Genomic DNA, 22,802 nt, shown 5'->3' with positions numbered 1-22,802 from the left:
GGAATAGCGGAATGGCCAAACGCAGCGCAGGGTTGCTCATTTATCGCCAAAGCCGAGGTTCACTTCAGGTGCTGCTGGTGCATCCCGGCGGCCCATTCTGGGCGAAGAAGGACGACGGCGCATGGTCGATCCCGAAGGGCCTGGTCGACGAGAACGAGGACGAACTGGCGGCGGCAAAACGCGAAGCCGAAGAGGAGCTCGGGGTCGCCATCGATGGAGTTTTCGAACACCTTGGCAGCTACCGGCAGCCGGGCGGCAAGCTCGTCGTCGCATGGTGCGTCGAAGCGGATTTCGACAGCGACGCCATAAGCAGCAACACCTTCGTCATGGAATGGCCGCCAAGGTCCGGCTCGATGAAGGAATTTGCCGAAGTCGACAGAGCGGGCTGGTTCTCCCTGCCTGAAGCCAACCTCAAGATACTGAAAGGCCAGCGCGCCATGCTGGCGGATTTGGCCGGTCGGCATGGCGACCCATGAAATCGTATCGGCTCAGTACTTCAGGGCGGTGCCTGGCTTGCCTTACGGCGCTATCCCAAGCGAATTTTGCGCGCGCAGCGTGCGTAATGTGATCGAATAGCGGTGCTCGGCGACCGGCGGAATGCTGTGCTCCCATTCGTTGCGCGCAGCACCCGTCATCAAATAGGCTGATCTTGGCTCGACGGTGACCGTCTTGCGATCCCATCGCGTGCCGTTTTTCCGGCGCAGGCGGAAGCTGCAGGCGGCCAGCAGCGAAACGCCGGCGACCACTTCGAAATGAGGCTTGTCGCGGTGCCAGCCGATACCGGCGCCCGGCCGGTACTCGTTGATCAGCACCTGCACGAAGGTTTCGGCCGGCAGGCGGGCAAAGGCTGCAACTTTGTCCCTGAGCGGCAGCAGAAAGCCGGGTATCGGCGGTGCTTCGACGACTTCGCGCCGGTCGTAGTCGTAACGCAGCCCGAAGCCGACCACCCGCCGGTTTGCCAGATGGCCGTGAAAGTCGAAGGGCTGAAAAGGCAGGCCGTCGAGCTGGCTTGCCAACGCTGCTTCCTCGTCCGGCGTGATCAGTTCGGGCCGGTAGCGGAATCCTTCCGGCAGGTCGTCGGTGGCGGCAAAGAGATCGCCCTGACGGGCTGCAGCCGATGTCTTGAGCGGTGGCATCAACTGTACTTGGTGAAGCCGGCCCGTAGCGGCAAGGCTGCTTCGGCAGCAAGGAACCTCGCTCTCCGTGCAGGGTTATTCACACGATGGCGTGGATTGGAGCACTGCCGAGCATTGGAGCTGTCGAGATGCCTTCAACTGCGATCAGAAACATCGACTACCAGCCGGCGACGAGGGTACTCTCGGTGTGGTTCGTCCCGAGCGGAAACCGCTATGATTACGAGGACGTTCCGCCGCAGGTCCACGCCGCGTTCCGCAAGGCTTTGTCGAAGGGCCGGTTCTTCAACGAACATATTCGCGACCGGTATAAATACCATCTGGTCGAGCAGAGCCATTCGAGCTGAGTCTTCCGACGCTTCTCAACCATGATCTCGGCTCTCCGCCATTCGTAGCCGCGCGGCAATGAGCGGACTTCGCAGTTGGTGAGCGACCTGATATTGATCATGGCTTCACCAGAAACATCGAAAGCCTGGAATGCCCGCCGAAGTCGAAAAAACCGAGCAGCTCCAGCAATTGCTCGATACCCCGCATCTGGCGGGCGTGCTGGATAGCGAACAATTCAAGAGATTTCTCGACCAGCTGCCGATCGCGATCGCAATTTCCGATCTCAGCGGCGACGAACGTGTCGTCTATGTCAATTCCGAGTTCCAGAAATTGTCAGCCGTATCCGTCGCCGAGCTCAAGCGCTGGAACTGGGCCGCACTGAGCGGAGAAGGCTTGAGCGAATACAAGGACCGGCCGCTGGCCCGGGCCATCGTCGAGGATATCGATCGCGCGGGAACATTCAGGATACAACGTGCCGCCGCAGCGCCAGCCATCGTCGATGTCTATTCGAACCTGATCGAGGACGAGCGCGGGCGACGGTCCTTTCGACTGGTCGCCCTTGTCGACGTGACCGCGCACAAGGCAAGCGACAGCGAGGCCATCGAACAACGCATTCGGGAAAAGGACATGCTGCTGCGCGAGTTGCAGCATCGGATGAAGAACAATCTCCAGATGATCACGGCTCTCATCAGGTTGGAGGCCCGCAGTGCGGCGTCACCCGATCAGAAACGCTTCGAGCGCCTCGCCGGCCGCGTCGATGCGCTCGCAATTCTCTACCAGACGCTGTCGGTCGACGAACAGAAGGCCGAAGTGGACCTTGGCGTCTATCTCAGCCAGATCGCTTCCGCCGTGATGACGTCGCACGCCATGCAGGGCATCCGGCTGGACATGAAGGTTGATGCCTATCCCGTGTCCATCAACGTGGCGATGCCAACGGGTCTGGTGGTCAATGAGCTTTTGACGAACGCGCTGAAACACGCCTTTCTGGGTCGCGAAGGCGGGACGATCACGCTGCGCAGCGTCGTCGACGGAGACGGTTTTCGCATCGTAGTCGCCGATGACGGCATCGGCCTGCCCGAAGGCGAGACCTGGCCGAAACCCGGCAAGCTCGGAGCGTTGATCGCTCAATCGCTTATTGAGAATGCCAAAGCCCGGTTCGAGGTGGATTCTGCCCCCGGCAAAGGAACGCGCGTGACCATCGTGTTCAACAGATCGGCCGCCGTCGCGACGTAGCCGGTCGAGCAAGCGCCATCAAGGCCATCCGCATCAGCCAGGCCCGTCGATCACCTTGCGCGTGTGGCGGGCGATGACACCTTCTTCGTCGGTCGCGATGACGCGGACTTCGACCTTGCTGTCCGCCTGGCTTATGAGCGCTTCATGGGAGCTGTTGTCGGCTTCGTCGATCGCCACGCCGAGCCAGCCAAGCCTGCCGCAAATCGCTTTGCGGGCCGCGGCAGAGTGCTCGCCGATGCCGCCGGTGAACACCAGGCATTCCAGCCCGCCCAGCGTGTTGGCGAGAGCGGCAACTTCCCTGGCGGCGCGGAAGGCGAAAAGCTCCACCGCTTCGCGCGCCCGGCGGTCGTCGCTGGCCTCCAGCGTGCGCATGTCGCCGGAAATGCCGGACACGCCGAGCAGGCCGGATTCCTCGTAGAGCATGTCTTGCAGCGCCTCTCCCGAAACACCTCTTTCCAGTAGCAGGTACAAAAGCACGCCCGGATCGATGGCGCCGCAGCGTGTGCCCATGACCAGGCCGTCAAGCGCCGAAAAGCCCATCGTCGTATCGACGCTTCTCCCGTCGCGCATGGCGCACAGGCTCGCCCCGTTGCCGAGATGGGCGACGATGGTTCTTTTCGCCGCCAGATCGGGCGATATCTGCTTGAGCCGGCCCGCGACATATTCGTCGGAAAGCCCGTGAAAGCCGTAGCGGTGGATGCCGTCTGCCTCATAGCGGCGCGGCAGCGCGAAACGGCTGACCAGAGGCTCGATGGTCCGATGGAAGGCCGTGTCGAAACATCCGACCTGCGGCAAGTCGGGCCGCAACGCGGCAAGCGCCCGGATCGGCGCGAGGCTGCGCGGCTGGTGCAGTGGCGCAAGCGGCGTCAGCCTGTCGAGAGCCTCGATAACTGTCGGTGTCAGGCGGACAGGTTCGACGAACTCGCGTCCGCCATGGACGATGCGATGGCCGGCGGCGATCAGTTTCCTTCCGCCAAGTTCGTTCTCGATCCATTGCAGCATCTGGCCGAGGCCCATGTCGCGTGATGCGTCCGCGGCAAGCGGCCGATCGCACTGCAGCTCCCCATCGGCGGCTTTCGCGGTCAGCCTTGGCACATCGCCCAAATCCAGCGAACCGCGAGACGCAAGATCCAGCTCGGCGGATGCTGCAAGGTCGTAAAGTCTAAACTTGATGCTCGACGAGCCGGCATTCAACGCAAGGATCGATCGTCGCATCAATCGCCGGCCCTTGTCGCGCCGTCCTGCGGCCAGGACCATTTCTGGATCTCGGGCATGTCCTCGCCATGTTCGCGGACATAGGCTTTGTGCTCAGCCAATTTCCCATGCAGCGCCGCGGCAAGCTCCTTCGCCCGCTCGGCCAGCCCCGGCACACGCGCGATCGCGGCGAGCGCCAGATGATAGCGGTCGAGCTGGTTGAGCACGACCATATCGAACGGCGTCGTCGTCGTGCCTTCCTCGCGAAAGCCATGCACATGCATGTTGTCGTGGTTGGTGCGCCGGTAGGTCAGACGGTGAATGAGATAGGGGTAGCCGTGATAGGCGAAGATGACCGGCTTGGCCTTGGTGAACAGTGCGTCGAATCTGTCGTCGGCAAAGCCATGCGGATGCTCGGAATTCGACTGCAAAATCATCAGGTCGACGACATTGACGACGCGGATCTTCAGGTCCGGAACGCCCGAGCGCAGGATGTCGGCTGCGGCAAGCGTCTCCAGCGTCGGCACGTCGCCGGCGCAAGCCAGGACCACATCCGGATCTTCGCCCTTGGCAACCGTCCCGGCCCATTCCCAGATGCCCGCGCCGGCCTTGCAGTGCGCTTCCGCGTCCTCGGCGGACAGCCATTGCGGCGCCGGCTGCTTGCCGGCGACGATGACGTTGATGCGGTTGTAGGTTTTCAGGCAATGGTCGGTGATCCACAGCAGCGTGTTTGCATCCGGCGGGAAATAGAGCCTTACCGTGTCGGCCTTCTTGTTGGCGACGAAATCGGCAAAGCCCGGATCCTGATGGCTGAAGCCGTTGTGATCCTGCCGCCAGACATGCGAGGTCAGCAGGTAGTTTAGCGAGGCGATCGGCTTGCGCCAGGCAAGTTCGCCGGAGGTCTTCAGCCATTTGGCATGCTGGTTGACCATGGAATCGACGATGTGGACGAACGCCTCGTAGCACGAGAACAGGCCGTGGCGGCCGGTCAGCAGATAGCCCTCCAGCCAGCCCTGGCAAAGATGCTCGCTGAGCACTTCCATGACGCGGCCGCCGCGGGAAAGATGAACGTCGTAAGGCTCGATCCGCTCCATCCAGACCCGGTCCGTAACCTCGAACACGTCGTCGAGGCGGTTGGAGGACGTCTCGTCGGGTCCCATCAGCCGGAAATTCCTGGCCTCGGCGTTCAAGCGGATCACGTCGCGAAGATAGCTCCCCACGGTCCGCGTTGCCTCGCCAACAGTGCCGCCCGGACGCGGTACCTCGAGCGCCAGGCCTTTCCAGTCGGGAAGCACGAGGTCTTGCTTCAGCAGGCCGCCATTGGCGTAGGGGATTGCGCCCATGCGTCTTGGCCCTGTGGGCGCCAGCGCCGCGAGCTCCGCCAGGAGATGCCCGCCTTCATCGAACAGCATCTTCGGTTCGTAGCTGCGCATCCAGTCTTCGAGGATCTGGCGGTGGGCCGCGTCGCCGCGCGCGTTCGACACCGGCACCTGGTGCGAACGCCAGAAATCCTCGACTCGTCTGCCGTCGACCTCTTTCGGCCCGGTCCAGCCCTTTGGGCTGCGCAGCACGATCATCGGCCACAGCGGCCGCTCTCCCTTCCAGCCCGCGGCTCGTGCAGGCTCCTGGATGGAGTGGATCCGGTCGAGCACGGTATCGAGCGTGCGGGCCATCTCCCGATGCATCGGGGCAGGCTCGTGGCCTTCCACGAAAAAGGTTTCGTAGCCATAGCCGAGGAACAGGCTGCGCAACGCCTCGTCTTCCATACGGCCGAGGATCGTCGGGCTGGCGATCTTGTAGCCGTTGAGATGCAGGATCGGCACGACGGCACCGTCGGATGCCGGGTTCAGGAACTTGTTGGAATGCCAGGCCGCGGCGAGCGGGCCGGTCTCGGCTTCGCCGTCGCCGACGACGCAGGCAACCACAAGGTTCGGATTGTCGAAGGCGGCGCCGAAGGCATGGACCAGCGCATAGCCGAGCTCTCCGCCTTCGTGGATCGAGCCGGGTGTCTCCGGGGCCGCGTGGCTCGGCACTCCGCCGGGGAACGAGAACTGCCGGAACAGCTTTCGCAGGCCGTCTTCGTCCCTGCCGACCTCGGGATAAATTTCGCTGTAGGTGCCCTCGAGCCAGGTGTTCGCGACCATTGCCGGGCCGCCGTGACCCGGCCCGCAGATGAACAGAACATCGAGACCACGTTCACGGATGATCCGGTTCAGATGCACATAGATGAAATTGAGGCCGGGCGTCGTGCCCCAATGGCCGAGCAGCCGCGGCTTGATGTGCTCGGGCCGCAAGGGCTCGCGCAAGAGCGGATTGTCGAGCAGATAGATCTGGCCAACCGAAATGTAGTTCGCGGCGCGCCAGTAGCGGTCCATCAGATTCATCTGGTCAAGGCCGGTTGTTTGCGCAGTGGTGCGGGCCTCGTCGTTCATGGAAATGCCTCCGGAATACCCTCGTCCGTCGTTATCTGGAGTGGCGTCGCCTCGGAGAAAGGATTTGCCTCGAAATAAGTTTGGGCGGGCACGGCCAGCTCCCGCTCGCCGATCCTGCAATCCGCCTCGCCCGATAAAAAGCGGGTCGGTCTTTTGAGGAACCTCGGGGCTTGCCAACGGTTAGGAAGATGCACCGCATTGCATGAATCCAAGGGGACTGCCGAGGCCCCGGGGACATCGACTGGCCAAAGTGCCGTTTGAGCAGCTTGGGCGATTGTGGCGGAGGCCCGTAGGAGGAGCAAAAAATGCTCGATCTCTCCCATGCCCGCAACCAAATGGTCGACATTCACCTAAGCCGCCGTGGCGTTCGCGACCGCAATGTCCTTCAGGCGATGCGCGAGGTCCCGCGCGAGGCTTTCGTCGAGCCCGGTTTTGAAGAATTTGCCTATGAAGACGGGCCGCTGCCGATCGCCGAAGGTCAGACGATATCGCAGCCCTATATCGTTGCGTTGATGATCGAAATGGCCGAGGTCGGAGCCGGTGACCATGTTCTCGAGGTCGGCACCGGCTCGGGCTATGCGGCTGCCGTAATGAGCCGGATCGTCGAACGTGTCTACACCATTGAGCGCCACGCCGCGTTGGCTGCAACGGCAAGGCAGCGGTTTAAAAAGCTTGGCTACGACAATATCGAAGTCCGCACCGGCGACGGCACCAAGGGCTGGCCAGAGGCTGCACCCTTCGATGCTATCCTGGTTGCCGCCGCTGGACCCGGCGCACCGCTCGCGCTGCAGGAACAGCTCGACGTCGCTGGCCGGCTTATCATCCCGGTCGGCGACGAATTCGACGCGCAGCGCCTGCTCAAGGTCACCCGGACCGGCGCAGCAACTTACACCGAGGAGGATTTCGGCGGCGTGCGGTTTGTTCCGCTGATCGGCGAGCAAGGCTGGGGCGAGCCAGGCAGCGACAGCCAGATAGCGGCCGATCTTCCGCACCGGCATCAGCGCAGGAGCAGCCTGCCGCAGATGATAGCGGCCGCCGCCGAACCGCTTCCGGATTTCGACGATCCGGCCTTCGGTGCGCTGTTCGACCGGTTTGCCGACCGCCGCGTCGTCTTGCTCGGCGAAGCCAGCCACGGCACGTCGGAGTTCTATCGTGCGCGCGCCGCGATCACGCGCAGGCTGATCGAGAAGCATGGCTTCACCATCGTCGCGGTCGAGGCCGACTGGCCCGATGCCGCGGCGATCGACCGTTACGTCCGCCACCGGCCACCACGGCCGGGCGCCGATCCGCCGTTCCAGCGCTTTCCCACCTGGATGTGGCGCAACACCGACGTCGCGGCGTTCGTCGACTGGATGCGAGAGCATAACGAGCGGATCAGGATATCCTCCCGGCGGGCCGGGTTCTATGGTCTCGACATTTACAATATGGGCGGGTCGATCGCGGCGGTCCTGCAATATCTCGACCGGGTCGATCCGCAGGCGGCTAGGATCGCACGCGAACGCTACGGCTGCTTGACGCCGTGGCAGAACGACCCGGCCACTTATGGCCGTGTCGCACTCACTTCCGGCTACCAGAAATGCGAGAAGGCCGTGCTCGAGCAATGCCGGGAACTGCTTGCCAGAGAGCTCGACTATGCGCAGCAGGACGGGTTCGATTTCCTCGACGCCACCCAGAACGCCCGCCTGGTCGCCTCCGCCGAGCGCTATTACCGCACCATGTATTATGGTGGCGCGCAATCCTGGAACCTGCGCGACACCCACATGTTCGAAACGCTGGAGCACCTGCTGCAGGCCCGCGGCCCGAACGCCAAGGCGGTGGTGTGGGCGCATAATTCCCATATTGGCGATGCCCGCTATACCGAGATGGGGATCGTCAGGGACGAATTGAACATCGGCCAGCTCTGCCGCCAGCGTCTTGGCGACGAGGCTGCCTTGATTGGGCTCAGTACGCATTCCGGGACGGTGGCCGCTGCCACCGACTGGGACGGCGACATGGAAGTCAAACCGGTTCGGCCTTCCCACAGCGACAGCTATGAGCGGCTTTGCCACGACAGCGGCGTCTCGCCTTTCCTGCTCGATTTCGAGCGCGACGACACGCTGCGCCAACGGCTTCTGGAGCGCCGGCTGGAACGCTTTATCGGCGTCATCTATCGGCCCGAGACCGAGCTGCACAGCCACTATGCGGACGCCTCGCTCGCCCGCCAGTTCGATGCTTTCGTCTGGTTCGATGAAACCAATGCCGTGACGCCGCTTGGGCCGGAGCATGCGGGGACAGGCCTTCCCGAGACTTATCCTTTCGGGCTGTAGCGAATCTGGACCTTGGGGAAGCGGAAAATCGAAAGGAAGGAGGTCACCAATGGCCGGAAAGAAGACTCATGAGCAGCAATTGCGCATCATCGAAGAGCGCGAGAACACGAAAAACGCCGGCAAGGATTTCGACGCGGCAGCGGATTTGAAAAAGACCAGGCAAGAGCGCGAGGCGTTCCGGCGCGGTGCCGAGCTCAGATCGGACCCGAAAGATATTGCCGATCCCGACGATCGCAACATCATCCGCGGCGAGCACCAGGAAAGCGCCCACAACAAGCATCGCGCCGACCGCTGAACGGCCGGATCGCTTGACGTTAAGACAATACGGCGCCGGGTCCGTCCCCTGACCTTAATCCCTGGGGCTATTCGGCAAAAAATGTCGCGGCGACAGCAATTGAGACGAGGCTCAGCATTGCCAGGCCTGCCCTGGCGACGTGCGAAGCCTCCCAGGCGTTGCGCAAATCTATCCAGTCGCCGGTCTGCTTTCGAGAGAACATTGAAAAAAAGTCGCGGCGGATTTCGGCAGGACAGTGTCTTGCACCCAGAAATTATTGACGGGGTGGGTGACCAACCAATAGGTCGCGTGCTCCGCCAGCAATGAGACAAGCGCCGCCAAGGTCCACCAGAATCGGGCGCTTGGATAGGGCGTCAGGTAAAGCAGGACGGCGAGTGCAATGATGCCGCCGATCTCGGCGAACCCGCCGATCGTGAAGCCGGGATAGTAGATCGCCTGCACTGATCTGTAGGTGGCCTCCTTGAGGCGCAACTTGCCGGGCAATTCCAAAGCGTGCGCGAGCGAGAGCGCCATCGAGACGGCGACCAACAGAAGCGTGGCGATCGTCAATGCGCGCATGTTCCTGCTCCCGACCATGCGCTCGTGGTGCGCGCGTAGATAGGGTGGGTGGCAATCCTGAAAAGGCGCCCGACTTCGCCGGCAGGCTGTTCGGTCATTCCCCGATCTGGCTGGTCGAGCGTTCGTGGAGCCTGGCGCCGGTCTGCGCGTCGACCGCGACCATGCTGACCTCGTAGCCCCAGAGCTTGCGGATGTGGCGCAGCGTGGCGTCGCGGCTGCCGCCTTCCAGCACGATGCCGTCCTTGACCTTGTGCTGCAGGCGCAGATGCCGGTCGCCGAGCAGGTCCACATCCACCACCTGGATGTCCGGCCGGCTGGCGCCGATGTCGTAGCAGTGGGCGAGTGCGCTGCGGATACTCTCGTAGCCGCGCTCATTGTGTATCGAGGCGACTTCGTAATGGGGGTCGTTGGCAGCGTCGGCAAGCACAAAGAACCGCCATTTCCGTATCAGGGTAGGGCTCAGATATTGGCGGATGAAGGACTCGTCGCGATGGTTGGCCCAGGCGTCCAGCAAGGTCTGGCGCCAGTCGCCGTTGCCGGCGATATCGGGGAACCAGTCGCGGTCCTCGGCCGTCGGCGCGGTCGAGATGCGCTGGATGTCCTGCATCATGTCAAGACCCAGCGCGTAAGGGTTGATACCGGAAAAGCGCGGATCGTCGAAGCCCGGCTGGAAGATCACGTTCGAATGGTTGCGCAGGATCTCCAGCATGGCACCTTCGCCGATCAGCCCGCGGTCGAACAAAAGGTTCATCAGCGTGTAATGCACGAAGGTGGCGCAACCCTCGTTCATCACCTGCGTTTGGCGCTGTGGATAGAAATACTGCGCGATAACGCGGACGATCCGGATAACCTCACGCTGCCACGGTTCCAGGATCAGGCTGTTCTTCTCCAGGAAATAAAGCAGGTTCTCCTCGGGCAGCTTGAGCGATTTCTTGCGCTCCGCCATGGTGTCCGTCTCGCGGACCTTGGTGCCGTCCTTGGACGGCGGCAGCGTGCGCCACAGATCGTTGTAGGAGCGCTCCTCGTATTCCAGGCGCTCGCGAAGGCCCTCGCGCTGCTTTTCCGACGACAGCTTCGGTGGCCGGTGATATCTGAACACGCCCTGTTCCATCAGCGCATGTGCGGCATCGAGGATCTCTTCCACCGCATCGACGCCATGCCGCTCCTCGCAGCGGGCAATGTAGCCCTTGGCAAAGTCCAGATAGCTGAGGATGGCGCCGGCGTCCGTCCACTGCCGGAAAAGATAGTTGTTCTTGAAGAAATGGTTATGGCCGAGTGCTGCGTGCGCCGTCACCAGGGCCTGGAGGGCCATGGTGTTTTCCTCCATCAGATAGACGATGCAGGGATTCGAATTGATGACGAGTTCATAGGCGAGCCCCCGCCCGCCTTTGCGATAGAGCAGTTCCTGGTAGAGGTAGTGCTTGCCGAAGGACCAGTGCCGGTACATCAGCGGCATGCCGACCGAGGAATAGGCGTCGAGCATCTGTTCGGACGAGATGATCTCCATCTGTACCGGATAGGTGTCGAGGTGGAGCTCTTCGGTGGCGATCGCCTCGATGGTCTCGTAGGCGCGCGACAGCGTCCTGAAATCCCAGTCGGAACCGGAAAACAGCAGCCCGGATCTGCTCGCCATCAGCCCCCTCTTTCACCGCTCTTTTGATAGCCCGGCTGTCTGGCGAAGAGCTGGCGGAAAACCGGGTAGATGTCGGCCGCGGTGGCGATGCGGCTCATCTGGAAATTCGACCACCTCAGCTTGACCGCACTGTAGGCACGCCACAGCGACGTGCCGTTGTCGGTAGCGCCGAAGATGTGGCTCTCGCGCTCGTCGAGGATCTCGACATAGGCGAAATACTGGCACAGCCGCATGATCTGTTCGTCGAGCAGGGCGATGCAGCGCTCGGAATCGGTGACGAAATTGTCACCGTCCGAGGCCTGGGCGACATAGATGTTCCATTCGCGGCTGGGATAGCGTTGCTCGACGATGCGGTGCATCTCCTCGAGCGCGGTGGAAACCACCGTACCGCCGCTCTGGGTGTTGTAGAAGAAGGTTTCCTCGTCGACCTCCTGCGCCTCGTGGGTGTGGCGGATGAAGACCACTTCGGTCCGGTCGTAGCGCCGCTTCAGGAACAGGTGCAGCAGCACGAAGAAGCGCTTGGCCAGATCCTTCTCGCGTTCGCCCATCGAACCGGACACGTCCATGAGGCAGAACATCACCGCGTTGGCGTTCGGCACCGGCTGGGCGTCGAAGCGGTTGAAGCGGATATCGACCGGGTCGACATAGGCGATCCGCTTGCGGCGACGCTCCAGTCGATCGAACTCTTCCTGCAGCGCCACGATGCGCTGGCGCATCTCGACGTTTTGCGGCTTCGCCTCCAGCGACGCAATCTCCTGCGCGATCGCATCGAGGTCCTCCTGCTTGGGACGCCTGAGCGCTATGCGGCGGCCATGGCTGTTGCGCATCGTGCGCCCGACATTGATGTTGGTCGGCGAGCCGGTCGCGGCGAAGCCGGCCCGGCGCGGCTTGAAGGCGAGGATCTCCTTGAGGTTGAGCTTGACCATGTCAGGCAGCTCGAGGTCTTCGAAAAAGAGGTCGAGCACCTCTTCGCGCGACAGCACGAAGCGGAAATCGTCCTCCGATTCGGTTCTCCCCGGTGCGGACCCCATACCGCCGCCCTGGCCGGGCTTGGGCAGCCGGTCGCCTGGGGAGAAATGCTTGTTGCCGGGCAGGACGTGCTGGCGGCTGCCGCTGTTCCTGGCATCGTTGAAGCTCGGCTCGCCGGTGCCTCGCGCCGGCATCGAAACGGCATGCTCGGCGTCCACGTCGGCGATCTTGCCGGTGCGAATCTGATCGCGGATGGTGCGCTTCAACTCTTCGCGCGCCCGCCGCAGGAAACGCTGCCGATTGCCGAGGCTTTTGTCCTTCGGGTTCAGTCGGCGATCGATGAAGATCGGCATATATTACCCCGGGCTGGCTTCAACCCGCCTTGTTCACCCGCATGTACCAGTCCACCAGCCGGCGAACCTGGCGTTCGGTGTAACCGCGCTGGATCATCCGCTGCACGAATTCGGTATGCCGCTTCTCCGTCACGCTGTCCTGCTTGGAGCCGAAGCTGATCACCGGCAGCAGATCCTCGACCTGCCCGAACATCCGCTTCTCGATGACTTCGCGCAGCTTTTCATAGCTTGTCCATGACGGGTTGCGGCCATGGTTTCTGGCCCGCGCGCGCAGCGTGAACTTCACCACTTCATTGCGGAAGTCTTTGGGATTGGCGATGCCGGCCGGCTTTTCGACCTGCGACAGTTCATTGTCCAAGACCTCGCGATTGAGGATCTGGCCGGTATCGGTATCCTTGTAGTCCTGATCCTCGATCCAGGCATCGGCATAGGCGATGTAGCGGTCGAACAGGTTCTGGCCGTATTCGCTGTACGATTCCAGATAGGCCTTCTGGATCTCGTGGCCGATGAACTCGGCATAACGGGTGGCCAGCTCCGACTTTATGAAATCGAGATAGTCCGCCTCTGTTTCCTTCGGGAACTGCTCGCGCTTGATCGCCTCTTCCAGGATGTACATCAGATGCACCGGATCGGCGGCCACCTCTTCGGTGTCGTAGTTGAAGGTCTGCGACAGGATTTTGAAGGCGAAGCGGGTGCTGACGCCGGTCATGCCTTCATCGACACCGGCCGCGTTTCGGTACTCCTGGACCGACTTCGCCTTGGGATCGGTTTCCTTGAGGTTCTCGCCGTCATAGACGCGCATCTTGGTGTAGAGCGGCGAATTGTCGTGTTCGGCCAGGCGGGTCGAGACGGTGAACCGGCTGAGGATGTCGAGCACTTCCGGAGCGCAGGGGCTGTTAGCCAATTCGCTTTCGCGCAACAGCTTCTCGTAGATCTGCCGCTCTTCGGTGACGCGCAGGCAATACGGCACCTTGACCACCAGGATGCGGTCGAGGAACGCCTCGTTGTTCTTGTTGTTCTTGAACTGCAGCCATTCCGATTCGTTGGAATGGGCAACGATGATGCCCTGATAGGGGAAAGCGCCGAAATTCTCGGTGCCGTTGTAGCTGCCTTCCTGGGTGGCGGTCAGCAGCGGATGCAGCACCTTGATCGGCGCCTTGAACATCTCGACGAATTCGAGCAGTCCTTGCGTCGTCCGGTTCAGCCCGCCGCTATAGGAATAGGCGTCCGGATCGGACTGGCTGAAGTTTTCCAGCTGCCTGATGTCGACCTTGCCGACCAGGGCCGAAACGTCCTGGTTGTTCTCGTCGCCCGGCTCGGTCTTGGCGATGCCGATCTGGCGAAGCCTGGACGGCATCAGCTTGACGACGCTGAATTTGGAGATGTCGCCGGACAATTCGTCGAGGCGCTTGGCCGCCCAGGGCGAGATCAGGCCGGTCAGCCGCCGCCGGGCGATGCCGTATTTGTCCTCCAAAAGATCGCCCATGCGGTCGGGATCGAACAGCCCGAGCGGCGATTCGAAGACCGGGCTGACCTGGCCGCCGACCTTCAGCGTATAGATCGGACGCTGCTCCATCAGCCTTTTCAACTGCTCCGCAAGCGAGGACTTGCCGCCGCCGACCGGGCCGAGGAGATAGAGGATCTGCTTGCGTTCCTCGAGCCCTTGCGACGCGTAGCGGAAATAACCGGCGATACGCTCGATCGTATCCTCCATGCCGTAAAAGTCGGCGAAGGTCGGATAGATCTTGATCGTCCGGTTCGAAAAAATACGGCCGAGCCGCTCGTCCTTGCTGGTATCGACAAAGGTCGGCTCGCCGATCGCCTCGACCATCCGCTCGGGCGCCGAGGCGTACATCGACTTGTCCTCGCGGCAGGCAAGCAGATATTGCTGGAGGCTTATCTCCTCCTGCGCCGCATTCTTGTAAACCTCGGAAAACAGATCGAAGACGTCGGATTGATTCTCACGCATGGTATTCCTAGCCCCGGAGCCGATGTGGCTGCATGTTTGTCTCTTGAACAACCAAATGTTGGAAAGCCCTTGTGGTTCCCTTCACTTCGCAGAGAGTGCATGTGACCGAACGATAAGAGTCTAGATAAGGGCATCCTGAGTGCAGACAAGGCGTGGAACGTCCTGCTCGCGGCACAAAATCCTGAATCGCACCACGTCCTGCGGGCGACATCCAACAAGACGGAGGAACGGTTCGGGTCCTTTCCGGTTGTGAGGGAAAGGAGACGGTCGATGTCTGGGAATAGTTTGTGGTTGCTCGTTGTTGCAGGCGGTCCACTGCTGCTGGCAGTCCTGATCGCCTACGCCCTGCTCACGCAGCGCCGTCGCGGCCCGGCGGAGCGCAGGGAAAGCGAGCGTGCGACCGAGCGCCTGTATCAGGAAAAGAAGGACTGACCGACGGGATCGCAGCTCAGCTGCCGGCAACCGCCAGCCCGGTCGCTTTTTCGGCGCGGAGCAGCATGCCAAACAGGTCGCGCGGCTCATCGGGATCGGCCAGAAGGTCTAGTTCCTCGTAAAGGCCGGTCCGCTGCAGCTGATCACGGACGTAGCGCAGCGCGGAAAAATCCTCGATCGCAAAGCCGACGGAATCAAACAATGTGATCTGTCGGGCATCCGTCCGGCCTGCTGCCGTTCCTGTCATCACCTGCCACAATTCGGTGAGCGGATGATCCGCATCGAGCTGCTGGCTCTCGCCTTCGATGCGCGTCTGCGGCGGATATTCGACGAAAATGTCCGAGCGCAGCAGTATGTCGCGATGCAGCTCGGTCTTGCCCGGGCAGTCGCCGCCCACCGCGTTGATGTGCACGCCGGATCCGACCATGTTGTCGGTCAGGATTGTTGCCGACCGCTTGTCGGCGGTAACCGTGGTGATGATCTCTGCACCTTCAACGGCTTCCTGCGCCGACGCGCAGAGCTTGATGTCGAAACCCATGCCGGCAAGGTTCCTCATGCATTTCGTCGAGGCCGCCGGGTCGATATCGTAGAGACGCAGCCTGTCGACGCCAAGCAGCGCCTTGAAGGCAATCGCCTGGAATTCCGATTGCGCACCATTGCCGATGATCGCCATGCACCTGGCGGCCTCGGGAGCAAGGTATTTCGCCGCGACGGCCGAGCTTGCGGCGGTTCGGAGCGCGGTCAGGATGGTCATTTCCGAAAGCAGCATCGGATAGCCGTTGCCGACATCGGCAAGCACGCCGAAAGCGGTCACGGTCTGGCGGCCGTCACGCGTGTTCTTCGGATGCCCGTTGACGTATTTGAACCCGTAAAGCTGTCCGTCGCTGGTCGGCATCAGCTCGATGACGCCGTCAACGCTGTGCGAGGCGACGCGCGGTGTCTTGTCGAACAGCTCCCAGCGCCTGAAATCCTCTTCGATATAGGCGGCAAGCTCGAGCAGGAAGCGCTCGATGCCGATGGCAAGCACCAGCTTCATCATGCGGTCGACGCTGACGAACGGCACGATGTTCAAATTCACGGTCATGGCTCAGAACCCCCTCGTCGGGCGATCCATGATCCGCCGGCCCATCAGGCTCGCTGTCAGGTCGACCAAAAGCGTGGCTGTGCGGCCGCGTTCGTCGAGAAAAGGGTTGAGCTCGACCAGGTCGAGACTGGTGACGAGGCCGCTGTCATGCAGCATTTCCATCGCCAGATGCGCCTCGCGGAAGGTGGCGCCGCCGGGAACGGTGGTGCCGACCGCCGGGGCGATCGACGGGTCGAGAAAATCGACGTCGAGGCTGACGTGCAGCATGCCGTTGGCGGCGCTCACCCGTTCGAGAAAGGCGCGAAGCAGTTGCGCAATGCCGTGCTCGTCGATCGAACGCATGTCATGGACCGTCACGCCGGCTCTGCGCAACGCTTCCCGTTCCGCCAGGTCCACGCTGCGGATCCCCAGCGCGCATATGCGAGCCGGGTCCACCTGCGCTGCAAGGCGGGGGAAATAGCCCTCGAAGCCGGGCTGCCCGCTGGCATAGGCCAGCGGCACACCATGCAAATTGCCGCTGGTGGTCGTGTCGAGCGTATGAAAATCGGGGTGCGCATCGAGCCACAGCACGAAGAGCGGCCGGCCGGCATTAGCCGCCCGGCGGGCAATGCCGGCGAGCGTGCCGGCCGAAATGCTGTGGTCGCCGCCGAGAAAGATCGGCATCGCATCGGCGCTCGCGGCATAGGCCGTTTCGCTGATTGCTGCCGTCCAGGCGGCAATTTCCGGCAGCGCCTTCACCGCCGCGTTGCCGTGTACGACGGGACGCATATCGGCAGGGACGATCGTTCCGAGGTCGGTCAGCGTATGGCCGAGCTCGGTCAATGCGGTGGCCAGGCCGGCCGTGCGCAGCGCACTCGGCCCCATCTCGCAGCCCATGCGGCCTGAGCCGGCCTGGATCGGTGCGCCCACGATCGTGCAATGCATTCTCATACCCCGCCAATTGCGATGCCTTTATTGAAGCCCGCATCGCTGGCAAAATGAACATGTCAAATTGGCAAATTTGTCGAAATGCCTTACCATAGTGGCATCATCTACTTCCGTTGTGAGCAATCATGGACCAGCTCGACGAGCAGATCATCACCTCTTTGCGGCACGACGCCCGGCGCAGCATTTCCGATCTTGCCGTCGGCCTGGGTGTCTCCCGGGCGACGGTAAGGTCCCGGATCGAGCGGCTTGAAAGGGACGGCGTCATCGTCGGCTACACCGTCATTCTGCGCGCCGACGCGGTCGATCAGCGCGTGCGTGGCATCATGATGATCGAGATCGAAGGCCACGCCGCCGATCGCGTCATTCGGGCGCTGGGTGGCTTCTCCGAGGTCTCGACCATCCACACCACCAATGGCCGCTGGGATCTGGTGATAGAACTCGGAACCCAGACCCTGAGCGAGTTCGACGCGGTGCTGAGACGTATCCGCCTGATCCCCGGAATTACCGGCAGCGAAACAAGCCTGCTCCTGGCAACGCCACGCACCACCAAGGCTCGGCTGTGATCCTCGAGTAACCACCTTGCCCTGTAGCGGCAACGAAATCCGAAGCCGCGGAACCTTCAATTGCCGCCGTGGTTGGGCTCGGACAGGCCTCCTTCGAGGGAGAACAATCATGGCTCACGCCCAGCAGGAACTGGTCGAATTCGTTATCAGCAAAGCCTTCAACCCGGTCATGCGAGCCAAACCGGACGGAAAATCCGATGCCGAGCGCAAGACGCTCGAACACGTCCAGCAGGCCACGAAGACCGAGATTGAGCGCTATCGCCGCTACGGCTCGGCCGAGGAGGTCGCGACCAACTTCAGGCGCGACCTGAATTCCGACGCTGCCAAAAAGTTGCACGCCCAGCTGCGCCGACTGCATCTGCCGACGATCGAGGACATTCGTGACGACTTCGAGGACAAGGCCCGCAAGCTCGGGGTCAAGGCCTCGTCGTAGATCCGCGACAGATCGCCTCGGTGACGTCCGTCAGGCCGTCATCACAATCCATTCTTGGTCGGAGGCCACCCTGACCGAGCTGTCTCGGGGATGTTGTCCGACGTCAGCTCGCCGCGATTGAGCTTTTCAATCGCTTCATCGGCTTCGCTTTCGTCGAGACCGGAAAGCGGCAAGCCATCGACCACGACGGCTTCGTCGCTCTCGCTGTCATAGACCTCCCAGAGGCCTTCCGGATCCTGTCGTTTGTCGTAAACGGTTGGCATGGCCATTTCCGTAACCACTCCTGCAGGCAACGCCCCTATTGCACGCCCGCCACCCGTTTCAGGGCCTGGGCCTTTTCTGAGTTGCTGCCTGCCCGAAACAAACTCGGGCCATTGGTGGATGTTCCCTGCCGGAGGCGTGCTTGACTTCAACCTGACATGGCTAGAATCGGCCGGCTTCCCCGATCGGCCCTCGGATCGCCTGGCTGACGACGGTATAACGCGTGATTTGACCCTCCTCGGGGTCCTCCCCGTGGAAATGGATTGCTGCGTTCGGCGGCAGCCGCGCAGTGCTGCCGAACTGCTTGACGGCGGAGACATGCACGATCTGGATGTTGGGGTCGCGCTTCATGGCGTCCATCGCTGCCAGCTCGGCGCTGCTGCTGCCACCGATCCGCCAGCTGGCTTCCAGCACACCCGATCGCCAGATGCCCGAGGAATCGACACCTTGGCCGATGTCGTAGTTGCGTCGCGAGGCGAAGAATCCGGGATAGCCATCCATCGCTGCGTCATAGGTTCTCGCCTGCGCCACGGCCAAACCCAGCGCCGGAGATAATCGCAGCTCATCCAGCGCCTCCCATCCGCCGCGCACGACAACCAGATCGGATCCGCCGTAGACGGGCTGTCCGTCGTTGTCGGTCGTCGTCCGCTGGGTGCCGTAATAGCTGATCGACAATTCGTCGATCATGGTTCTGCCAACGCTCAGCGTAACGATGTCGCGAAGCTGCGTTTCGAGAACAAGGCCGTATTCGCTTAGCTCAGACGACGGATATTGGTCCAGCAGCCTTTCGACATCGCCGACCGTCGCGGCGGTGTGCTGGTCGCGGCCCCGCGAAGCGCGCGGTGGCTTGAACCGGACCAGCCCGAGCTCCAGCAGACGTTGCGCTGCGCGCAGCGCGTCGTGGCGTGAAAATGCGGTGTAGCCGGGCAGTACGGCCGCGGCGACGGCGCTGCCGAAGCCGGCGTGCCATTCTTTTGGCCGTGCCGCCGATTCGTCCACCAGCTCGTGGGTTATGGCCTTGGTGGTTGCGAGGCGCCAGGGCACCACCCCGCCGAAGAGATCGTCGGGCCCGTTTATGCCCAGTTGAACCGCATCGGCAGCAAGCAGGCTGTCGTCCGGCACGAAATACAACCCGCCCCTGTCACCGCCACCGTCACGCAGGCCCTCGCGGAAGGAAAATCCCTTCAACGCTGCAATCGTGCGTGCGACGGCAGCGACGGTTTCCCGTTCATGGGCGTAGATGGTCTCGCCGCCCGGCGCGGAGAATGCGATCACAACACCTCTCGCCCCGCTTGGTTGCCTACCGCTTAGCCCGGTCATGTCGCGCCCTTCGTCCATTGCCGAGCCCATTGCCGTTTCCGCGGCAATGCGTCCGAACCAAAAAACCCGTTGACGCGGCGAATGTTCCGGCCAACGGCCGGCTGCGGGTTTGACCGGGTGGCTGCCCGGAGCTTCTTGCAGTCGACGTCGAGACGCTGCGTCCCGGCGAGAAGGCCGCCGTGGACGACGTGCTGAAGGAGGCCGCCCCACACGTCCTGTGAGACGCCGACCTCGTCGGCACATTCGAACGGGCTTGAGACCGGAGTTCGCTGTCGCATGAACTGCGGCCGATGGCCGGAATAATCGCTAAATCAGCGGTTCATGTTTATGGTCGCGTTCATCGGCATCAAATTGTGGTCGAGATTGGCCATGATCCAGATCGAGCCGCCGATCACCAGAACTACGATCAGCACGCCGAAGGCAAGCGCCAGGGCGTTGTTGGTGTTGTCCGGTCCCGTCGTGATGTGCAGGAAGAAGACGAGATGCACCCCCATCTGGGCGATCGCCAGCACGACCAGCGCCACCGGAACGCCGGGTGCCCATACCAGGTCGGTTCCGGGCAACCAGAACGAGGCGATGGTCAGCAGCGTTGCCAGCCCGAGGCCGATCACATAGCCGCGTAGCCCGGATCCGACGTCGGTGTCGCCGAGGTATTCGTCACCCGGCGCCGTATCGATGTCGTAGCGCTCCAGGCCATGGGTGTCGCGCCGTTGCGCGTGGCGATCATCCGCATTGCTCATCGACTTGCTCCCAGGAGATAGACCACGGTGAACAGCGCGACCCAGATGATGTCGAGGGCGTGCCAGAACAGGCTGAAGCACATGAAACGCCGAAGAATATCGTCGCGGAATCCCTTGGCGAAGATCTGCGCCATCATCGTGAGCAGCCACAGCAGCCCCGCCGTGACGTGAAGGCCATGGCATCCCACCAGCGTGAAGAACGCCGACAGGAAAGCGCTGCGCGTCGGTCCGGCACCACTGGCAACCATATGCACGAACTCGCGCAACTCGAGCAGGATGAAGCTGGCGCCGAGCACGAAGGTAACAGTCATCGCGACATAGAACCAGGAGCTTCGCCGCGCTGTCACGGCAAGGCCGGCGAGACCGCAGGTAAAGCTCGACAACAGCAAAGCGGCCGTCTCGATCGCGACGTTGCGCAGGTCGAACAGCTCGGCCCCGCTTGGTCCGCCCGCCGTCTTGCCCGCCAGCACGGCATAGGCCGCGAAGAAGGCGGAGAACATCACGATGTCGCTCAGAAGGAAGATCCAGAAGCCATAGCCGACGACGATCCGGATCGGGGCCGGGCCGCCGAGTGCATGGCCGTGCCCGCCATGGATACGGTAAGGGTCACGCTCTCGAACGTCCATCGCGGTCATGGCCTTGGCCCCGTGTAGGTAGCCAGCGCCTCGCGGCGCGCGCTTCGGTTGGCGCGGTCGATCCGGGCGACTTCGGCGGCAGAAATGACGTATTCGGGTTTGTCGCGCCATGCGAATACGACGAAGGTAGCGAAAGCACCGAGCGCGCCGAGTGCCACCATCCACCAGATGTGCCAGATGAGAGCGAAACCCATCACGGTCGCAAAGAAGGCGCAGATGAACCCGGTGGGACTGTTGCGCGGCATCTCGATCGGCTCGTATTCAGGCTCGTCGCGCAGGCGGTTTTGCTCGCGTGCCCGCTGCTTGATGCTCCAGTAGGGCTCTTCGCCCTCGACGTGCGGAAGCGCGGCGAAGTTGAAGACCGGCGGCGGCGAGGGCGTGGCCCATTCCAGCGAGCGCCCGTCCCAGGGATCCCCTGTGGAATCTCGAAGCGCCGCACGCTGCCGGATGCTGACGACGAGCTGTATGATCTGCGCGACCACGCCGGCGGTGGTGATGATCATGCCGGCGCCGGCAACCAGCACCCAGGGATACCAGGCCGGCACGTCGAAATGCTGCATGCGGCGGGTCATGCCGAGCAGACCGACGGCGTAGAGCGGCACGAAGGTGGCGTAGAACCCGATCAGCGTCAGCCAGAAGGCCAGCTTGCCCCAGCCCTCGTGCAGCCGGAAACCGAATGCCTTGGGAAACCAGTAGGTATATCCCGCGAAGGCACCGAACAGCACGCCGCCGATGATGACGTTGTGGAAATGCGCCACCAGGAACAGGCTGTTGTGGAGCAGGAAATCGGCCGGCGGCACAGCCAGCAAAACGCCCGTCATGCCGCCGATGACGAACGTCACCATGAAGCCCAGCGACCACAGCATTGGGGTCGCGAAGCGGATGCGGCCGCCATACATGGTGAACATCCAGTTGTAGATCTTCACGCCGGTACCGACAGCGATGATGCTGGTTGCGATGCCGAACGCAGCGTTGACGTCGGCGCCGGCGCCCATGGTGAAGAAGTGGTGCAGCCACACCATGAAGGAAACGATGCAGATGAAGAGTGTCGCGGCCACCATCGAGCGGTAGCCGAACAGCGGCTTGCTGGAGAAGGTGGAGATGACCTCCGAGAAGATGCCGAACGCCGGCAGGACGAGGATGTAGACCTCGGGATGGCCCCAGGCCCAGATCAGGTTCACGAACATCAGCATGTTGCCGCCGGCTTCGTTGGTGAAGAAATGAAAGCCGAAATAGCGGTCGAGCGTCAGCATCGCGAGCGTGGCTGTGAGGATCGGGAACGCTGCGACGATGAGCAGGCTGGCGGCGAGCGAAGTCCAGCAGAACATCGACATCCTGAGGTAACTCATGCCGGGCGCCCGCATCTTCAGGATCGTGGTGACGAAATTGATGCCGGTGAGCAGCGTTCCGACACCCGCTATCTGCACCGCCCACAGATAGTAATCGACACCGACGCCCGGCGAGTAGGCGGTCTCGCTGAGCGGCGGATAGGGCAGCCATCCGGTGCGCGCGAACTCGCCGATCACCAGCGAGATGTTGACCAGCAGCGCGCCGGTGGCGGTGAGCCAGAAACTCACCGAGTTGAGCGTTGGAAAGGCAACGTCGCGGACGCCGAGCTGCAGCGGCACGACCAGGTTCATCAGGCCGATGACGAACGGCATCGCCCCGAAAAAGATCATGATGGTGCCGTGGGCGGAAAAGACCTGATTGAAGTGGTCGGGCGGCAGATAGCCGGGCGCCTGGAAGGCGAGGGCCTGCTGGGACCGCATCATGACGGCGTCGCTGAAGCCGCGCAGCAGCATCAGCAGCGCCAGCAGCGTGTACATCACGCCAATCCGCTTGTGATCGACGCTGGTGATCCATTCGCGCCACAGATAGGGAAAATGGCCGGCCAGGAAGACCCAGGCCAGCACGCCGAGGATTGCCAGGGCGACGACCGCCGAGGCGATCATCGGCAGAGGCTGATCGAACGGAATGACGTCCCAGCTCAATTTTCCGAGCATTG

Annotated in this window: 22 protein-coding genes; 8 read left to right on the top strand and 14 right to left on the bottom strand. The window is 62.4% G+C overall.

Annotated elements, in window-relative coordinates; all coding sequences use genetic code 11:
- Window positions 1-11 precede the first annotated feature (11 nt).
- Window positions 12-476, top strand: a complete 465-nt coding sequence (locus NKI79_RS08465; RefSeq protein ID WP_352647946.1) for an NUDIX hydrolase — start codon at window positions 12-14, stop codon at window positions 474-476.
- Window positions 477-518: 42 nt separating this feature from the next.
- On the opposite strand, the gene NKI79_RS08460 is transcribed toward NKI79_RS08465, so the two are convergent.
- On the bottom strand, window positions 519-1,136 hold the full coding sequence (locus NKI79_RS08460; protein WP_352800983.1) for an alpha-ketoglutarate-dependent dioxygenase AlkB: 618 nt from the start codon (window positions 1,134-1,136) through the stop codon (window positions 519-521).
- A gap of 128 nt (window positions 1,137-1,264) precedes the next feature.
- On the opposite strand from NKI79_RS08460, the gene NKI79_RS08455 reads away from it, so the two are divergent.
- Together NKI79_RS08455 and NKI79_RS08450 are read left to right on the top strand one after the other, a co-directional pair.
- Complete coding sequence (locus NKI79_RS08455; protein ID WP_352663801.1) at window positions 1,265-1,480, top strand: KTSC domain-containing protein; 216 nt, start codon at window positions 1,265-1,267, stop codon at window positions 1,478-1,480.
- A gap of 130 nt (window positions 1,481-1,610) precedes the next feature.
- Window positions 1,611-2,693: a sensor histidine kinase gene (locus tag NKI79_RS08450; protein ID WP_352800980.1), complete on the top strand. Its 1,083-nt coding sequence runs from the start codon at window positions 1,611-1,613 to the stop codon at window positions 2,691-2,693.
- Window positions 2,694-2,726: 33 nt separating this feature from the next.
- Here NKI79_RS08450 and NKI79_RS08445 read toward each other — a convergent pair whose 3' ends face one another.
- A complete protein-coding gene (locus tag NKI79_RS08445) occupies window positions 2,727-3,908 on the bottom strand; it encodes an acetate/propionate family kinase (protein WP_352800978.1) in 1,182 nt (393 codons plus the stop codon).
- The gene (locus NKI79_RS08440) at window positions 3,908-6,319 is read right to left on the bottom strand and encodes a phosphoketolase family protein (protein WP_352800976.1); all 2,412 of its coding nucleotides are present in this window, start codon (window positions 6,317-6,319) and stop codon (window positions 3,908-3,910) included. The genes NKI79_RS08445 and NKI79_RS08440 overlap by 1 nt, the downstream gene beginning before the upstream one ends.
- Window positions 6,320-6,624: 305 nt before the next feature.
- On the opposite strand from NKI79_RS08440, the gene NKI79_RS08435 reads away from it, so the two are divergent.
- Both NKI79_RS08435 and NKI79_RS08430 read left to right on the top strand, forming a co-directional pair.
- Window positions 6,625-8,625: a protein-L-isoaspartate(D-aspartate) O-methyltransferase gene (locus tag NKI79_RS08435; protein WP_352800969.1), complete on the top strand. Its 2,001-nt coding sequence runs from the start codon at window positions 6,625-6,627 to the stop codon at window positions 8,623-8,625.
- A gap of 49 nt (window positions 8,626-8,674) precedes the next feature.
- On the top strand, window positions 8,675-8,920 hold the full coding sequence (locus NKI79_RS08430) for a hypothetical protein (RefSeq protein WP_352800966.1): 246 nt from the start codon (window positions 8,675-8,677) through the stop codon (window positions 8,918-8,920).
- 168 nt (window positions 8,921-9,088) lie between these two features.
- Here the strand turns inward: NKI79_RS08430 and NKI79_RS08425 are convergent, their stop codons facing one another.
- The 4 genes from NKI79_RS08425 to NKI79_RS08410 form a co-directional block, all read right to left on the bottom strand.
- The gene (locus NKI79_RS08425; RefSeq protein WP_352800964.1) at window positions 9,089-9,478 is read right to left on the bottom strand and encodes a hypothetical protein; all 390 of its coding nucleotides are present in this window, start codon (window positions 9,476-9,478) and stop codon (window positions 9,089-9,091) included.
- A 94-nt stretch (window positions 9,479-9,572) separates the two neighbouring features.
- Complete coding sequence (locus NKI79_RS08420) at window positions 9,573-11,111, bottom strand: SpoVR family protein (protein WP_352800962.1); 1,539 nt, start codon at window positions 11,109-11,111, stop codon at window positions 9,573-9,575.
- Window positions 11,111-12,433, bottom strand: coding sequence for a YeaH/YhbH family protein (locus NKI79_RS08415; RefSeq protein ID WP_352476946.1), 1,323 nt, complete (start codon window positions 12,431-12,433; stop codon window positions 11,111-11,113). The genes NKI79_RS08420 and NKI79_RS08415 overlap by 1 nt, the downstream gene beginning before the upstream one ends.
- A 19-nt stretch (window positions 12,434-12,452) precedes the next feature.
- Complete coding sequence (locus NKI79_RS08410; RefSeq protein WP_254815786.1) at window positions 12,453-14,402, bottom strand: PrkA family serine protein kinase; 1,950 nt, start codon at window positions 14,400-14,402, stop codon at window positions 12,453-12,455.
- Between the two features lie 270 nt (window positions 14,403-14,672).
- Between NKI79_RS08410 and NKI79_RS08405 the strand changes: the two genes are divergently transcribed.
- On the top strand, window positions 14,673-14,834 hold the full coding sequence (locus tag NKI79_RS08405; RefSeq protein WP_254815787.1) for a hypothetical protein: 162 nt from the start codon (window positions 14,673-14,675) through the stop codon (window positions 14,832-14,834).
- A gap of 16 nt (window positions 14,835-14,850) precedes the next feature.
- Here the strand turns inward: NKI79_RS08405 and ocd are convergent, their stop codons facing one another.
- Both ocd and rocF read right to left on the bottom strand, forming a co-directional pair.
- Entirely contained in the window at window positions 14,851-15,918 is a 1,068-nt protein-coding gene (gene ocd / locus NKI79_RS08400; protein ID WP_352800959.1) for an ornithine cyclodeaminase, read from the bottom strand.
- Window positions 15,919-15,921: 3 nt separating this feature from the next.
- The gene (gene rocF, locus NKI79_RS08395; protein ID WP_352476948.1) at window positions 15,922-16,842 is read right to left on the bottom strand and encodes an arginase; all 921 of its coding nucleotides are present in this window, start codon (window positions 16,840-16,842) and stop codon (window positions 15,922-15,924) included.
- Between the two features lie 128 nt (window positions 16,843-16,970).
- Between rocF and NKI79_RS08390 the strand changes: the two genes are divergently transcribed.
- Both NKI79_RS08390 and NKI79_RS08385 read left to right on the top strand, forming a co-directional pair.
- Window positions 16,971-17,408, top strand: a complete 438-nt coding sequence (locus tag NKI79_RS08390) for an Lrp/AsnC family transcriptional regulator (protein WP_352476949.1) — start codon at window positions 16,971-16,973, stop codon at window positions 17,406-17,408.
- A 109-nt stretch (window positions 17,409-17,517) separates the two neighbouring features.
- Window positions 17,518-17,841: a hypothetical protein gene (locus NKI79_RS08385; RefSeq protein ID WP_352476950.1), complete on the top strand. Its 324-nt coding sequence runs from the start codon at window positions 17,518-17,520 to the stop codon at window positions 17,839-17,841.
- A 41-nt stretch (window positions 17,842-17,882) separates the two neighbouring features.
- Here NKI79_RS08385 and NKI79_RS08380 read toward each other — a convergent pair whose 3' ends face one another.
- The 5 genes from NKI79_RS08380 to cyoB form a co-directional block, all read right to left on the bottom strand.
- The gene (locus NKI79_RS08380) at window positions 17,883-18,104 is read right to left on the bottom strand and encodes a hypothetical protein (protein WP_352800956.1); all 222 of its coding nucleotides are present in this window, start codon (window positions 18,102-18,104) and stop codon (window positions 17,883-17,885) included.
- Window positions 18,105-18,264: 160 nt separating this feature from the next.
- Window positions 18,265-19,422: a DUF3182 family protein gene (locus NKI79_RS08375; protein WP_352801098.1), complete on the bottom strand. Its 1,158-nt coding sequence runs from the start codon at window positions 19,420-19,422 to the stop codon at window positions 18,265-18,267.
- A gap of 311 nt (window positions 19,423-19,733) precedes the next feature.
- A complete protein-coding gene (gene cyoD, locus NKI79_RS08370; protein ID WP_352800954.1) occupies window positions 19,734-20,162 on the bottom strand; it encodes a cytochrome o ubiquinol oxidase subunit IV in 429 nt (142 codons plus the stop codon).
- Window positions 20,159-20,788 carry a cytochrome o ubiquinol oxidase subunit III gene (cyoC, locus tag NKI79_RS08365; RefSeq protein WP_352801096.1) on the bottom strand — a complete coding sequence of 210 codons (630 nt, stop codon included), beginning with the start codon at window positions 20,786-20,788 and terminating at the stop codon, window positions 20,159-20,161. The genes cyoD and cyoC overlap by 4 nt, the downstream gene beginning before the upstream one ends.
- A 5-nt stretch (window positions 20,789-20,793) precedes the next feature.
- Entirely contained in the window at window positions 20,794-22,800 is a 2,007-nt protein-coding gene (gene cyoB / locus NKI79_RS08360) for a cytochrome o ubiquinol oxidase subunit I (protein ID WP_352800952.1), read from the bottom strand.
- Window positions 22,801-22,802: the final 2 nt, after the last annotated feature.

This window comes from Mesorhizobium sp. M0340, from assembly GCF_040321535.1.
Lineage (GTDB): Bacteria > Pseudomonadota > Alphaproteobacteria > Rhizobiales > Rhizobiaceae > Mesorhizobium.
Note: the sequence above shows the minus strand (reverse complement) of the source record. Positions and strands in the feature narration are given on the sequence as shown.

Excerpts from the sequence above, each read along its gene's own strand:
- NKI79_RS08465 (WP_352647946.1), top strand. The coding sequence starts at position 12 with ATGGCCAAACGCAGCGCAGGGTTGCTCATTTATCGCCAAAGCCGAGGT.
- NKI79_RS08460 (WP_352800983.1), bottom strand. The coding sequence starts at position 1,136 with ATGCCACCGCTCAAGACATCGGCTGCAGCCCGTCAGGGCGATCTCTTT.
- NKI79_RS08455 (WP_352663801.1), top strand. The coding sequence starts at position 1,265 with ATGCCTTCAACTGCGATCAGAAACATCGACTACCAGCCGGCGACGAGG.
- NKI79_RS08450 (WP_352800980.1), top strand. The coding sequence starts at position 1,611 with ATGCCCGCCGAAGTCGAAAAAACCGAGCAGCTCCAGCAATTGCTCGAT.
- NKI79_RS08445 (WP_352800978.1), bottom strand. The coding sequence starts at position 3,908 with ATGCGACGATCGATCCTTGCGTTGAATGCCGGCTCGTCGAGCATCAAG.
- NKI79_RS08440 (WP_352800976.1), bottom strand. The coding sequence starts at position 6,319 with ATGAACGACGAGGCCCGCACCACTGCGCAAACAACCGGCCTTGACCAG.
- NKI79_RS08435 (WP_352800969.1), top strand. The coding sequence starts at position 6,625 with ATGCTCGATCTCTCCCATGCCCGCAACCAAATGGTCGACATTCACCTA.
- NKI79_RS08430 (WP_352800966.1), top strand. The coding sequence starts at position 8,675 with ATGGCCGGAAAGAAGACTCATGAGCAGCAATTGCGCATCATCGAAGAG.
- NKI79_RS08425 (WP_352800964.1), bottom strand. The coding sequence starts at position 9,478 with ATGCGCGCATTGACGATCGCCACGCTTCTGTTGGTCGCCGTCTCGATG.
- NKI79_RS08420 (WP_352800962.1), bottom strand. The coding sequence starts at position 11,111 with ATGGCGAGCAGATCCGGGCTGCTGTTTTCCGGTTCCGACTGGGATTTC.
- NKI79_RS08415 (WP_352476946.1), bottom strand. The coding sequence starts at position 12,433 with ATGCCGATCTTCATCGATCGCCGACTGAACCCGAAGGACAAAAGCCTC.
- NKI79_RS08410 (WP_254815786.1), bottom strand. The coding sequence starts at position 14,402 with ATGCGTGAGAATCAATCCGACGTCTTCGATCTGTTTTCCGAGGTTTAC.
- NKI79_RS08405 (WP_254815787.1), top strand. The coding sequence starts at position 14,673 with ATGTCTGGGAATAGTTTGTGGTTGCTCGTTGTTGCAGGCGGTCCACTG.
- ocd (WP_352800959.1), bottom strand. The coding sequence starts at position 15,918 with ATGACCGTGAATTTGAACATCGTGCCGTTCGTCAGCGTCGACCGCATG.
- rocF (WP_352476948.1), bottom strand. The coding sequence starts at position 16,842 with ATGCATTGCACGATCGTGGGCGCACCGATCCAGGCCGGCTCAGGCCGC.
- NKI79_RS08390 (WP_352476949.1), top strand. The coding sequence starts at position 16,971 with ATGGACCAGCTCGACGAGCAGATCATCACCTCTTTGCGGCACGACGCC.
- NKI79_RS08385 (WP_352476950.1), top strand. The coding sequence starts at position 17,518 with ATGGCTCACGCCCAGCAGGAACTGGTCGAATTCGTTATCAGCAAAGCC.
- NKI79_RS08380 (WP_352800956.1), bottom strand. The coding sequence starts at position 18,104 with ATGCCAACCGTTTACGACAAACGACAGGATCCGGAAGGCCTCTGGGAG.
- NKI79_RS08375 (WP_352801098.1), bottom strand. The coding sequence starts at position 19,422 with ATGACCGGGCTAAGCGGTAGGCAACCAAGCGGGGCGAGAGGTGTTGTG.
- cyoD (WP_352800954.1), bottom strand. The coding sequence starts at position 20,162 with ATGAGCAATGCGGATGATCGCCACGCGCAACGGCGCGACACCCATGGC.
- cyoC (WP_352801096.1), bottom strand. The coding sequence starts at position 20,788 with ATGGACGTTCGAGAGCGTGACCCTTACCGTATCCATGGCGGGCACGGC.
- cyoB (WP_352800952.1), bottom strand. The coding sequence starts at position 22,800 with ATGCTCGGAAAATTGAGCTGGGACGTCATTCCGTTCGATCAGCCTCTG.